The following is a 12,982-nucleotide window of genomic DNA, read 5'->3' as shown; positions in this document are numbered from 1 at the left end:
GAGCATCCTTGATCGACAATACCTTTCTTCTTGGGATCTGACAGGTAATCCTGTCTTATTTTTCCTTTTGCACGTCGGACACAGCACCGATTCTCTGCAGCCCTGTCTGCCCCCTTGCGGCATCCAAATGACCACCTGAAACTCTACCAACTCCGATACCCCCTTGGCTCCATGCGGGCTGGCTTAGGTAGCTTTCGACAGACCCTTTCCTGCGTTTCTTGGTCCATTGAGCGCTCTCTTGTCTCTATTGCCTGGTGGCACGGTTCTCGTGTGTGGACCGGTGGCCGTTTATCTTTTTCCACGGTTGCGGGTTAGGAAAGAGCTGGTGATGATCGGCTACAGCGACCTATTAGGGCTAAATAGGGCAACGCCCATGCTGAACTGGATAATTTCCCCCTTGCAATGTGAAATTCGTCTGTACCTACAGAATTTGATGCGGCGTAACCTGATCAACGAGCTTTTCGGGGGAGGGAGAAAGAGGGTCTTCAGATCGATGGTTCAAAAAAAATTCCGGGGCCTCCCCGACCAAAATCAGCGAAACACTTTTTTGAGCATGCAGCCCTCTTTTGATATAGTGCCTGTCGGTTCTTTAGCCGATGCCGTGATGTCCATGACCGGAAATGCGAGGGTGTTAATCGACGTCGGATGTTTTTTTATTGAACCAGTGCTTCAGCCATGGAACTGAACTGAGAGACCAGGGCATTCGGCTTCAACGGAAGCCCAACTCTCAATGACCTATTATCTTTTGGACCAGTAGGCCATCAGATGACGACATAACTAGCGGCTGGACTATGTGGATCGCTCACCGACCTGCCTGCCAAGAATCGTACGTCTCTCAAATATACAGCGGCCGGGACTTCAGCCGTGCGTAACCATCATCTGCGTCACGAGCCATGAGTAATCCCGGGAAAAAACAGGCTGATGGCGAGTGGCTCACCGGCGGCGGCGAGATGGGAAAGGTCGTCCGCGCGAAGGACTGGTCCAAAACCCCGTTGGGTCCAATCGATTCCTGGCCCCAAAGTCTGCGCACGACTGTCAGTCTTGCGCTCGCGTCAAACTTTCCTATCAGTATTGCCTGGGGATCGCAACGCACCCAGATCTACAATGACGGCTATTGGCCGATTTGCGGTGATAAGCATCCCCATTCAATGGGCCAGGATTTTAAAGAATGCTGGTATTCGGCATGGCCGGCGATTGGCGAAGCGTTTGAAAGCGCCGCCAACGGCAAAACCGCCTACCTGGTTAACCAGCGCATGTTTCTTGATCGTCTGGGCTTCCTCGAAGAAACCTTTTTTACCTTCTCCTTCAGTCCGATCCGCGATGAGTCCGGCGGCATTGGCGGCCTCTTTCACCCGGTCACGGAGCTCACACAGCACACACTGTCCGAACGACGGCTCCAGGTCCTACGCGAACTGGCCGAACGTAGCGGGAAAACGACTTCAATCGACGAGGCCCTGAGCGTGATCGGCGACTCAATCGCAGCCGCCGAACTCGATGTCCCCTTTGCGATCCTCTACCGGTTGGAGGAAGACGGCAAAGGAGCCCGGTTGGCCCATTGCACGGGTGTCGAAGCCGGATTACCCGTCACTCCGCCAATCATCAGCTTCGATTCATCGGAAAAAATGGTCTGGCCACTCCAGAACGGACTGGAAACTCAAAGCATGGTTGTGAACGGATTGAGACAGTTGTTTGGAGATGTACCATGCGGGGCGTATGAAGAAACCCCTGATACAGCCGTCGTGCTGCGGATCAAGCTGTCAGGCTTGGCCCAGCCCTTTGGTTTTCTTATTGCCGGGGTCAGTTCGCGACGCCCCCTCGATGCGCCATACTGCACATTTTTTGACCTTCTGGCCGAGGCCGTGGCTAACGCCTTGAACAAGGCACGTTCGTATGAGGAGGAACGTAAACGCGCCGAGGCGCTGGCGGAACTCGACCGCGCCAAGACCGCATTCTTCTCCAACGTCAGCCATGAATTTCGCACGCCCCTGACGTTGATGCTGGGCCCGCTGGAAGATGCCCTGGGGAATGTGCATGGCGTTCTTCCCTCGGAAGCTGCCAACGCGGTCAACATTGCCCATCGAAACAGCCTCCGGCTGCTCAAATTGGTCAACACTCTGCTGGACTTCTCACGCATCGAGGCGGGACGCATCCAGGCCAACTATGAACCGACCGATCTTGCGGCACTGACGACAGATCTTGCCAGCGTCTTCCGCTCAGCCGTTGAGCGTGCCGGCCTGCGGTTGATCGTGAATTGTCCTCCCCTTCCTGAACCGATATTCGTCGATCATGATATGTGGGAAAAAATCGTGCTGAACCTGCTGAGCAATGCCTTCAAATTCACCTTCGAGGGCGAGATCGAGGTGAGCCTGAAAATGGGCCATGAGTGCAAGGGAAACACTCGCAGGGTGGAGGAAGACGTAAAGTCATCAGAGGATCAAGATTCGGAAGAGCTTGATCCAGACCGTTATGTAATATTGGAAGTCAACGACACGGGCACAGGCATTCCGCCCGAGGAATTGCCCCGTATCTTTGACCGGTTTCACCGCATCCATGGCTCCCGTGGCCGCTCACACGAAGGCTCCGGCATTGGCTTGGCATTAGTGCAGGAACTAGTCAAGCTGCACGGCGGAGTCGTGCGTGTGGGAAGCCACATCGGCCGCGGCAGTCATTTTTCAATTTCTATCCCGCGGGGAAAGGCCCACCTGCCCGCCGACCGCATCGAGGCGGCGCGCGCGCTGACGTCTACCGCTGTGCGGGGTGAAGCCTATGTCGAAGAGGCATTACGGTGGCTGCCTGGACATATTCTCGCAAGTGAACCCGGTGAAACAGTCATTTCACCAGCCATGAGCCAACGCGCACTCCCATCCAGCACATGTGCGCCTGTTGCGCTGCACGGCGTAGAAACAGGGGGGCGCATTCTTGTAGCAGATGACAATGCAGACATGCGGGAGTACGTCAGTCGCCTGCTCAGTCAGGCTGGGTTTGACATCGAAGCGGTCACCAATGGAGAAGAGGCATTGGAGATCGCCAAAAGACAACCGCCGGATTTGGTGCTCACCGATATTATGATGCCTGGATTGGATGGGTACGGTTTACTGAGGGAATTGCGTTCCCATGCGGCAACCGCGGATATTCCCATCATTCTCCTTTCAGCCCGCGCCGGTGAAGAAGCCCGTATTGAGGGAATGCAGGCAGGGGCGGACGACTATCTGATCAAGCCCTTCAGTGCCCGTGAACTGCTGGCGCGCGTCGAATCGCATGTCAAGCTGGCCCGCCTCCGACGCATGGCGGAAGTAAAATTGCGCGAAAGCCAATCTCAACTGACGGCGATTATTGAACAACTCCCGGTTGGGGTCGGTGTCATCAATACTGATGGACAGTTCATGATCAGAAACTCCCAAATGAGAAATATTGCCTCAGAAGTTCTCCCGCCCCCGGACCAAGGCACCCTTACGCGCTGGCGTAGCCTCCAGGGGCAAAAGCAGCCGGTGCCAATGGACCAGTGGCCGGGTGCCCGTGCGTTGCGCGGCGAGAGCATCGATCCCGGGATGGAATTCATCTACACCGACCAGCAGGGCATGGAGCACCATCACCTGGTGTCCGCCGTGCCATTTCGGGATTTCACCGGAAATGTGGTCGGGGCTATTACGGTGGTGCAGGATATTACCGAAGGCAAACAGGCCGAACAGGCGTTACGCGAAAGTGAGGAGCGCTTTCGTGCCTTCACCAGCGCCACCTCCGATGTCATATATCGCATGAGTCCTGACTGGAGAGAACTGCGGCATTGTGAAGGCCGGGAATTTGTCGCTGACACATTGGAGCCGAGCCGAATGTGGCTCGAGAAATATATCCATCCCGACGATCAGGCATATGTACTGGACACGATCAACAGGGCCATCCGGACAAAAAGCTTCTTTGAACTCGAGCATCGGGTCATCCGCACCGATGGTACACTCGGCTGGACATTTTCACGCGCCATTCCGATTCTCAATGCCCAAGGAGAGATTATTGAATGGTTCGGCGCCGCAATTGATGTCACGGGTCGCAAACATGCCGAGCAGGCACTGCTGATAAGCGAAGAACGTTTCCGCACTCTGGCCGACAACATGAGCCAGCTCGCCTGGATGGCCGACGAAAAGGGTTTGATCTTCTGGTTCAATCAGCGATGGTTCGATTATACCGGGACCACACTCACAGAGATGCAAGGGTGGGGATGGAAGAAAGTCCCCCACCCCGATCATGTGGAACGGGTTGTCGAGGGGATCAGAAGGTCTTGGAATACCGGCGAGCCGTGGGAGGATACATTTCCATTGCGCGGCAAAGATGGTTATTATCATTGGTTTCTTTCCCACGCTCTCCCTATCCGCGATGCGGCCGGAAAAATAATCCGCTGGTTCGGCACCCACACCGACATTACGGATTTGCGCGATGTCCAAGATGCGCTACGCCAGAGCGAGGCGCGGTTGCAGAAATTTACCCATCAATTGGAACACTTGGTCGAGGAACGGACCAAGGACCTGATCCAGTCACAAGAACGCCTGCGCAGTCTGGCCACCGAACTCAATCTGGCCGAGCAGCGGGAGCGTAAACGGCTGGCGACAGAGCTGCACGATCATCTGCAGCAGCTCCTGGTTTTGGGGAAATTAAAACTCGGGCAGGGAAAGCAAGCAAGACCGTCTTTATCCACCGCGGCGGAAGTGATGCAACAGGTCGACGACATCTTATCTGAGGCGTTGACGTATACCGGCACTCTAGTTGCCGACTTAAGCCCGCCGGTGTTGCGGGATCATGGATTGCCCGAAGGATTGAAATGGTTGGCCGAGGACATGAAAAAACGCAATTTGACGGTTCATGTACGCCTGCCGGAACCTCTCGATCTGGTGCTGCCTGATGACCAGCGCATTCTGCTCTTTCAATCGGTTCGTGAACTCCTGATCAATACATCAAAATATGCAGGTACCAGGGAGGTAACGGTACAGCTCGTTCAAGAGGAGACACGATTACAAATTATCGTGCAAGATAACGGCATTGGCTTTAATCCTGACGCTATTGAGACCGCTGCGGACGTCGATAATATTCCATCCACCAAATTCGGGCTTTTCAGTATCCGAGAACGGATGCTTTCTTTAGGAGGCAGTTTGCGTATTGATTCATCCCCGGGACGTGGAACCACGGCCATACTGATGCTGCCGAAGTCGGGCGCCAAAGGAAACCACTCAGAGGTGAGAGAAGAAAAAGCGGCGCAAGCCCTCACGGTCCATGATCAGCCTGTATTCCGTTCAAAATATCCCTCACCGGTGAGCCCCCCTCTTCCATGTATCCGCGTGTTGCTGGTTGATGATCATGCGATGGTCCGTCAGGGCCTGCGCTCCGTATTGGAGGGGTATGAGGATGTGGAAGTGGTCGGCGAAGCCGCCAATGGGCTTGAAGCGTTACAAGCAGCCAATCGCCTAATCCCTCATGTGGTCGTCATGGACATCAACATGCCGGGAATGAACGGCATAGAAGCGACGAAACACCTCAAAGTCGCTTACCCGGATTTGATCGTGATCGGCCTTTCCATGCATACCGGCGACGCAAATCAGGAGGCGATGAAGCAGGCGGGCGCCTTCCTTTTGATTCCCAAAGAGGCGGCCGTGAACCAACTGTACGGTTCTATTCAGGAAGCTATGAGCAACAGTCAGTCGGCTCCTGAACGAGTCATGTGATCCAGGCCTGTAGAAAACTGAACATTCAACTTACTTCTCTTTTTGGTCTTGCCCGGATGCACCGATAATTTCCAGTCCCGCCTGGGCACATGCGGCATCCAGATGACCGCCAGGAGCGCCGCCAACACCAATTCCTCCTACGACTTCTCCGCCAAATTTTATGGGAAGCCCACCGCCCAAAATAAGTATATTCTCGTTCATATCCCGTAACCCTTGAACCGCCGGCATTTTGGCAATCAACTCGCCCAATTCTGCCGTGGGCCTTTTTAGACTGGCCGAGGTGTAGGCCTTCTTGCGACTGCTATCCACCGTATGCGGGCCGGCTCCATCTTCCCGTAATAACGCCCTCACCACCCCGGCCCGATCGACGACCGCGGCACTCACCTGATATCCATCTTTTGTGCATTGCTCCACCGCCGCACTTGCAGCCTTCGTGGCCAGGGAGAGTGGCAGCACCGCCTCACGCGGCAGCTCGGCCGCCGACACGCCCGCGATGAACAGTCCGCTTAGACTGAGGGTAACCATTCCAGATAGATACCAACCTTTTCCCGATTTAATTTGCAGATTTTTTTTGCCGATCATGAAACGCTCCTTTGATAGACATGAAATCATTTATGTGCTGACCTGACGATTGTCTTGTTCAGCCTGCAACGTTGTCAATATATCCCACACCCCTAGCGGGCTCCCGCCGATTCCAGGATATTGACGATTCGCGTGAAACCTTTGGTCCGGGCATGTTGCAGCGGGCTGATGCCATCCCCATCCGGCAGGTTCATATCGGCACCCGCCTTAATAAGCATTTGTACAATCTCCTGATGCCTGGAACCCCCGTCACTCAGGATAATGGCTTCCAACAACGCGGTCCAACCCAATCGGCTCACATGATTGATATCCACATCGGTTTGCAATAATTCCTTGACGACCTCAACATGTCCGCGTTCACAGGCCGGAATCAAGGCCGTTCCCCCAAACCGGTTATAAATTGCAAAATCGGGTTTGGCCTCTAATAGCAACTTTAAAATCTCAAGGTATCCTCTCGCTCCGGCTAAGAGCAATGGACTGTCCAGTTGACGATCCTGCGCATTCACATCCGCTCCAGCCTCAATCAACACCTTGGTGCTTTCAACATGGTTCCGATCAACGGCCAGGAGTAACGCCGTTTGTCCCTTTTCATCTTGAGCATGAATGCTGGCCCCGTTTTGCAACAATTGCCGGATCATGGCTGCATCATTTCGTTCCGCTGCCTTAAGCAGCGCTCCATCCAGCCCTCGACTTGACTCTTCAGGCATGACAAAGTCCGGTCCGCCAACCACTAGCAGAAGAGCGGTCATCACGGGGAGTCCTATTGTTTTCAGGCCTGTCATCTGCGATCAATCCTGACTTCCCATCGCGTTTCGCTTCACTAATCCTTAAGTCAGCATAGGGGACGAGGAACAACAAGGCCTGAGTCGGGAAAAAAAAGGAGAGAGAAGGAGAATGGAGGAACTTTCAACACGGCACAACTGTCGGCTCACTGACGGATGGCAACCAATGGCTCCTTCATTGAAACTTCCAAATACCGGCCCACCAATTATTGGCCAGCTTGCTTGTGATGCGTTGATGGGGTTTTCAACGGAAGAAAAAGCTCCAAGGGCTTTTCCAGCGCCCGTTTAAATGACTGGAGAAACCGTGCCCCTTGCGCACCATCAAGTGCTCGATGATCGCAGGAGAGCGTAACTTTCATTCGGCGGGATAATTTTATGGCCTGGCCTCTTGCGACAGGAACAATATTCACCGCGCCAATGGCCAAAGAAGCCGCTTGGGGCGGCATCAAGACCGCAATGAAATTGTCCACCTCATACATCCCAAGATTAGAGATAGAGAACGTGGCCCCGGCATATTCTTCCGGAGTGAGCTGTTGGCCTTTGGACCGGACAAACAGATCACGAATCTCTTCAGCGACTTGCAGAATGTTTTTTCCGGCGCAATCCCGTATCACAGGAGTAATGAGTCCCTCCTCCAGGGCCACCGCAATCCCGATATCAATCGTGGCATGCCGTCGTAAGGTTTCCCCCATGAATGAAACATTAATTTCAGGATGACGGGCCAAAGCCAGGGCAGCCGCACGAACGAACAAGACCGTCAAACTCAAGGGGGATTTATTCACTTCCTCCATCTGCTTCCGAAGTCGCTCGGCCTGATCCATGGCCACTTCGGTGGTGAGGTAAAAATGAGGGACAGGGGCCTTACTTGACGTGGTCACTCGAGCGATCGCCTTGCGCATTTGGCTCAGGGGAACGTCCTTGTTTTCCCCCTCAGTAATCCCGGGAGTATCCATCTGTCCTTGAATATCGGCTTCAACGATCCGGCCTTCAGGACCGCTCCCTTTGATTGTTGACAAATCAATCCCCTGTTCTTTCGCCAATGCCTTGGCTCGAGGCGACACTTTGATCTTGGCCTCCGGGCTCGTCTTTGCCTTCGTTGCCTGGGCTTCTGTCTTCGCACTGCCGGATTTTTCTCCTTTGGCCGGGATGGATGGTGCCGGCGAAGGAGGAGAAGGCTTTTCCTTTCGAGAAGGAGCAGAATCTTTCTGAGGTTCAGGTGCTACAGCCTGGTCCTCAGAAGTCTCAGCCAACGTGGCCTCAATGTCATCGTCCTCTTCTCCGATCACGGCAATGAGCTTCCCGGCTTTAACAGTTTCCCCTTCGGGCACTAATACTTTTTTCAGGACACCGGACCCAAAGGATTCCAGATCAAGGACGGCTTTGTCCGTTTCAATTTCTGCCAGAATGTCTCCCGAGTCGACAGCATCCCCTTCATGCTTTTTCCAAGCCACCACCACTCCTTCCTCCATCGTGTCCGTGAGCTTGGGCATGACGACGCGCGTAATCATAAGCCTCTCCTGTTATGACAGAAAAATCCTTTGAAAGACTCTGTGGCGAATAATGTTTGAGAAACAGTCATGACAAAAATAGGTTGCATGTTAAAGGATCTCTTTGACCGCCGATATGACCCGAGCCTGATCTGGAATGGCCAGATCTTCAAGTGGCCGAGTGTAGGGCATGGGGACTTCTTCTCCGGCGACCCTGACAATAGGCCCATCTAATAAATCAAATCCTTTTGAATAGATGGTCTCCGCAATCTGAGCGCCCAACCCGCAGAACTCCCATCCCTCTTCAACAATAACGACGCGCCCGGTTTTCGTGACAGATTCCAGGATGGTTTCGGTATCCAAGGGTTTTAATGACCTCAGGTCGATGACTTCGGCATTGATGCCTTCCTTTGATAAGGCTTCCGCGGCCTCAAGCGCCAGTAAGGCCATCTTTGAATAGGCCACAATGGTCACATCGCTTCCTGCTCGCGTCACAGCGGCTTTGCCGATCGGAAGGGTGTAATCCTCCTCAGCCACCTCGCCTTTCGTACCGTAGAGAAGTTGGGCTTCGATAAAAATAACCGGGTTCTCATCACGAATGGCGCTTTTCAATAAACCTTTCGCATCGGAGGGCGTCGCCGGGGCGATCACTTTCAGTCCGGGAACATGGCAGAACCAGGCTTCAAGACTTTGCGAATGCTGGGCGGCCAATTGATGGGCCGCACTCCCCGGCCCGCGAATCACCATGGGAGCCGACAACTGGCCTCCGGACATATAGCGAATTTTCGCCGCATTATTGACAATTTGGTCAAGGGCAAGAATGCCGAAATTAAAGGTCATCAATTCCACAATGGGACGCAAGCCGGCCATCGCCGCGCCAATGGCCAACCCGGTGAATCCGGCTTCGGTAATCGGAGTATCTAATACCCGCTCAACCCCAAATTCCTCCACAAAGCCTTTGCTCACTTTAAAGGCCCCCTGGTAATACCCGACCTCTTCCCCAATTAAAAAGACGCGAGAATCCCGTTTCATTTCCTCACGCATCGCCTGATTCAAGGCTTCCCTATAGGAAATCAACATGGTTCGTCATCATTCAAGAATGGTTGATCATCGTGTTGCATTGATGAAGGAGATACCAGCCCCATACTTCCAGCTTAGCCTTTGTCAGAGCACAATTTTCACTCGATTAAAACATCTTCATGCAGCGCGCCGGCCTCAGGAAACTGGCTTTCATCGGCAAACTTCACAGATTCGGTCACCGTCTTAATCACGTCTTTATCCATCTGCTTAAAGTCGGCCTCCGTAGCCAGGCCCTCCTGAAGGATCCGGGTCTTGAGAAAAATCAACGGATCCTGCTTACGTGCTTCTCCCACTTCTTCCTTCGTTCGATAATGACCGTGAGCGGGATCGGACATTGAATGGCCCATAAATCGATAGGTCGACGCCTCAATAAAGTAGGGTTGAGGGTCCTTTCGCAACTTTTTCACCACACGCTCAGTCAATTCCTTCACTGCCAGCACATCCATCCCATCCACCTGTTCCGCGTCAATGCCATGCGCCCTGGCCCGTTCGGCAATGTCTTTATACAGGAGCATCTCGCGTTCAACGGGCGTTCCCATCCCGTACCGGTTGTTTTCGCAAATAAAGATCACAGGCAACTTCCATAACGCAGCCAGATTGAAGGCTTCATGCGTATGTCCGCTGGGAACCGCTCCATCACCAAAAAAGCAGAGAACCACCCGGTCTTCCTTCCGATACCGTGAGGCAAACGCCAACCCGACTGCAAGCGGTAAATGCCCACCGACGATGGCATACCCGCCCATAAAATGACGTTCGACATCGATGAGATGCATCGATCCACCTTTGCCTTTGCACAAGCCGGTGGCCTTTCCAAACAATTCAGCCATCACTTTTTTAGGATCCGAACCCTTGGCCAGACAATGCCCGTGATCACGATAGGAGGCAATCACATAGTCATCCGGGCGAATCGCATGCATACATCCCACGGCGACCGCTTCTTGACCGATGTATAAATGCAGGAAGCCGGCAATTTTCGCTAAGGCGTACATCTCCGCCGACTTCTCCTCAAAGCGTCGGATGAGCAGCATATCCCGATACAATGTCAGAAAATCGTTCGCGTTCGAATCGTGTTTCACTGTACTCTTCGCCATATAAATATCAGGCTTGTTCGATGTTGCGTGTCCTTATTTCTCTAATGCTGTCTTTGAAATATTAAAAGAACTGTAGCAAGAGATCGCATGCCGATACAATTTTTAAAGTCTTTCCCGAAATTATTTTTCACCTTCCCTTTTGACTCCCATGCAAAAAAGGATCAGTCCTGGACTCCTTCTCAACACGACCTCGTTTGGAATTGTCAGAACAATCCAGGAAACAAATTTCACATGTTTTCGGGCGTGTGGAAATTTCCCACAGCGAGGTAAGAAGGGGCTTTCTTTTTCTTCTCCAATGACTTCTAAGCCGCGATAGGTTGGGGTCAGTAATACAAATGAAGGCCGATTCCGATCCACTCAGTTCGCTGAGTATAAAATTGGCCGTTGGGTGAAGCACCCTTATAATACTCCATTAAGAGTTGAAGTTTGCGATCGCCGATGCGGGCATTTTCGAATTGAAGCCCTGCCATCAATGAACGGTTGATGATCCAATTGCTTCTCTCATTAATCTGAAAATCTCCATACGCCACCGGACGAATCTTGCCGCTCAAGAACGTCCAAGGGCTCGTTAATTCGGCCCCGAATTGGCTTGAGCCGCGTCCTAACCCTTTGGGGTCTCGATTCATGAGTATCCCGCCGCCGCCATACACCCGGAACCATTCGAGCAGTTCATAGGACAACTTCACATCAATTTCTTCAAAGGACAAATTAATTCTGTTCGGTTGGTTATTGAGAATGAATTCATCACCAAGATGTGAACTTTGATGATGGATGCGAAGGAAGCCCGAAAGTGAACCGGTTCGATAACTGGCAAGAAGGCCGGCAGTATAATCGGCATTGACGAGGTCTTTGGACGACGCGTCCAAATCGAACACGCTGAAGACTCCGCCCTGGAACGCAATTTCCCATTGTCCGTCGAATGGGGCAGCATTCCGGTAGATCGCGAACGTTTCTCCAAAATTTGCCGAACCGGTTTTGCTCGGTTCAGTACCTTTTGAAATGTGCCGGTAAGCCACGGAGAAGTGCGGCCAACGTGGGTCGGCATGAAGCGGATCGAAGAGAAGACCATTCGGAAGAAATTTGGACTCGGGCTTGGGAATTTCTTGCGTGATCGCATCCGATGGAGGAGTTGGGGTGGTCACGGAGTCGACATTGCCCTCTATAACTTCTACTCGTTTGACACCTGGAATGTTTTCCAGCGCGGTCTGGACCTTCGTTCGATCCAGAGTCCCGAGCGAAACGGCATAAACGGTCACGACGCCGTCATTGACGATTAAGGAAGCATTGGTTGCATTGAACTCATGTTGAAGAACAGCGGCGGCATACCCGGCGATGTAGGAATCTTCGACCGCGAGGGCGTTAGGCATCCAGCCAAAATGAACACAGAGCAGGAACACGATCACGTTTATCCATTTCCGCAATACGGTATGGGTCGTTGAGGTAACGGTCGAGTCGAGGGCGAGAGAAGCAACTGGCTGGGTCATTGAGATTTGCGCTCCTTACCGAAAGATGAAAGGGATAAGAGCCTCGCGAAGAAATACTCAACATTCAGGGGACACCGGGAAGTTTTTATAACTGGCATCACAGACCACTTTCTTTTCTTGAGTGGTCAGGCTAGGGGCGACGGCTGGTCAATCAGGACGAGCCCCTGTTCAAAAAATAGCATGACGAATGGCTTTGGTTGGACAGACAAAACGTCAGGGTAAGCGGCCTAATTTGGACATTGTCAAATAAAAAATTCATGGGGTCTCACACGCAACGTACTGATTATTAATTCAACAATGACGATCGTGTTCCTATTTGTGTTCCAACAAGAAGGCCGGCTGCAGAGTCAGTCCACAGCCGGCCTTCTTAGAAATGCGTAAAAGGAACGAGGATTACTTTTTCATCGGTTCTTTTTTCATCGGATCCTCTTTCATGGGTTTCTTTTTCATTTTTCCCATTTTCTTTTTCCCCTGGGCTTCTATATCACCAGGCATCTCCCTGCCTTTGGCGTCGGATGACATCTCTTCGCCTTTTCCCTTCATGTCTCCCATGGCGTCATCAGCCGTTTTCATGCCCTCTTCTTTCATCGTTTCGGTCTTGCCTGTCATTTCGTCTCCCATCCCGGCTGCAAACGATACGGAACCGATCCCAAACAGAAACACGACACCTGCGAACATCAGAAATACGCGTTTCATAGGAGCACCTCCTTGAACAAACACACAGGTTGAATGATGAAGATGTGAAACCGTGGGAAGAATGTTGGCATG

The 12,982-nt window shown here is 52.6% G+C and carries 8 protein-coding genes; 1 reads left to right on the top strand and 7 read right to left on the bottom strand.

The features are described from left to right. The first annotated feature begins 893 nt into the window (after nucleotides 1-893). On the top strand, nucleotides 894-5,708 hold the full coding sequence (locus tag LX98_RS04245) for a response regulator (RefSeq protein ID WP_496427711.1): 4,815 nt from the start codon (nucleotides 894-896) through the stop codon (nucleotides 5,706-5,708). A 30-nt stretch (nucleotides 5,709-5,738) separates the two neighbouring features. Here LX98_RS04245 and LX98_RS04240 read toward each other — a convergent pair whose 3' ends face one another. The 7 genes from LX98_RS04240 to LX98_RS04210 all read right to left on the bottom strand — a co-directional run bounded on the left by LX98_RS04240 (nucleotide 5,739) and on the right by LX98_RS04210 (nucleotide 12,910). Next, nucleotides 5,739-6,233, bottom strand: coding sequence for a heme-binding protein (locus LX98_RS04240; protein ID WP_496430561.1), 495 nt, complete (start codon nucleotides 6,231-6,233; stop codon nucleotides 5,739-5,741). A gap of 149 nt (nucleotides 6,234-6,382) precedes the next feature. Continuing rightward, nucleotides 6,383-7,072 (bottom strand): ankyrin repeat domain-containing protein, encoded by a 690-nt coding sequence (locus tag LX98_RS04235; RefSeq protein WP_496427710.1) that lies wholly within the window; start codon nucleotides 7,070-7,072, stop codon nucleotides 6,383-6,385. 206 nt (nucleotides 7,073-7,278) lie between these two features. Then, on the bottom strand, nucleotides 7,279-8,580 hold the full coding sequence (locus LX98_RS04230) for a 2-oxo acid dehydrogenase subunit E2 (RefSeq protein WP_496427709.1): 1,302 nt from the start codon (nucleotides 8,578-8,580) through the stop codon (nucleotides 7,279-7,281). 90 nt (nucleotides 8,581-8,670) lie between these two features. Beyond that, nucleotides 8,671-9,639: a pyruvate dehydrogenase complex E1 component subunit beta gene (locus tag LX98_RS04225; RefSeq protein ID WP_496427708.1), complete on the bottom strand. Its 969-nt coding sequence runs from the start codon at nucleotides 9,637-9,639 to the stop codon at nucleotides 8,671-8,673. Between the two features lie 98 nt (nucleotides 9,640-9,737). Then, nucleotides 9,738-10,730 carry a pyruvate dehydrogenase (acetyl-transferring) E1 component subunit alpha gene (gene pdhA, locus LX98_RS04220; RefSeq protein WP_496427707.1) on the bottom strand — a complete coding sequence of 331 codons (993 nt, stop codon included), beginning with the start codon at nucleotides 10,728-10,730 and terminating at the stop codon, nucleotides 9,738-9,740. A 323-nt stretch (nucleotides 10,731-11,053) separates the two neighbouring features. Next, nucleotides 11,054-12,214, bottom strand: coding sequence for a DUF1207 domain-containing protein (locus tag LX98_RS04215; protein WP_496427706.1), 1,161 nt, complete (start codon nucleotides 12,212-12,214; stop codon nucleotides 11,054-11,056). A 393-nt stretch (nucleotides 12,215-12,607) separates the two neighbouring features. Next, the gene (locus LX98_RS04210; protein ID WP_496427705.1) at nucleotides 12,608-12,910 is read right to left on the bottom strand and encodes a hypothetical protein; all 303 of its coding nucleotides are present in this window, start codon (nucleotides 12,908-12,910) and stop codon (nucleotides 12,608-12,610) included. Nucleotides 12,911-12,982 lie beyond the last annotated feature (72 nt).

The sequence above is a fragment of the Nitrospira marina genome (genome assembly GCF_059568365.1).
This window is presented reverse-complemented; position numbering and strand designations above follow the sequence as displayed.

What these genes read in the sequence shown, in the direction of transcription:
- LX98_RS04245 (WP_496427711.1), top strand. Translation starts at nt 894, where the DNA reads ATGAGTAATCCCGGGAAAAAACAGGCTGATGGCGAGTGGCTCACCGGC.
- LX98_RS04240 (WP_496430561.1), bottom strand. Translation starts at nt 6,233, where the DNA reads ATGGTTACCCTCAGTCTAAGCGGACTGTTCATCGCGGGCGTGTCGGCG.
- LX98_RS04235 (WP_496427710.1), bottom strand. Translation starts at nt 7,072, where the DNA reads ATGACAGGCCTGAAAACAATAGGACTCCCCGTGATGACCGCTCTTCTG.
- LX98_RS04230 (WP_496427709.1), bottom strand. Translation starts at nt 8,580, where the DNA reads ATGATTACGCGCGTCGTCATGCCCAAGCTCACGGACACGATGGAGGAA.
- LX98_RS04225 (WP_496427708.1), bottom strand. Translation starts at nt 9,639, where the DNA reads ATGTTGATTTCCTATAGGGAAGCCTTGAATCAGGCGATGCGTGAGGAA.
- pdhA (WP_496427707.1), bottom strand. Translation starts at nt 10,730, where the DNA reads ATGGCGAAGAGTACAGTGAAACACGATTCGAACGCGAACGATTTTCTG.
- LX98_RS04215 (WP_496427706.1), bottom strand. Translation starts at nt 12,214, where the DNA reads ATGACCCAGCCAGTTGCTTCTCTCGCCCTCGACTCGACCGTTACCTCA.
- LX98_RS04210 (WP_496427705.1), bottom strand. Translation starts at nt 12,910, where the DNA reads ATGAAACGCGTATTTCTGATGTTCGCAGGTGTCGTGTTTCTGTTTGGG.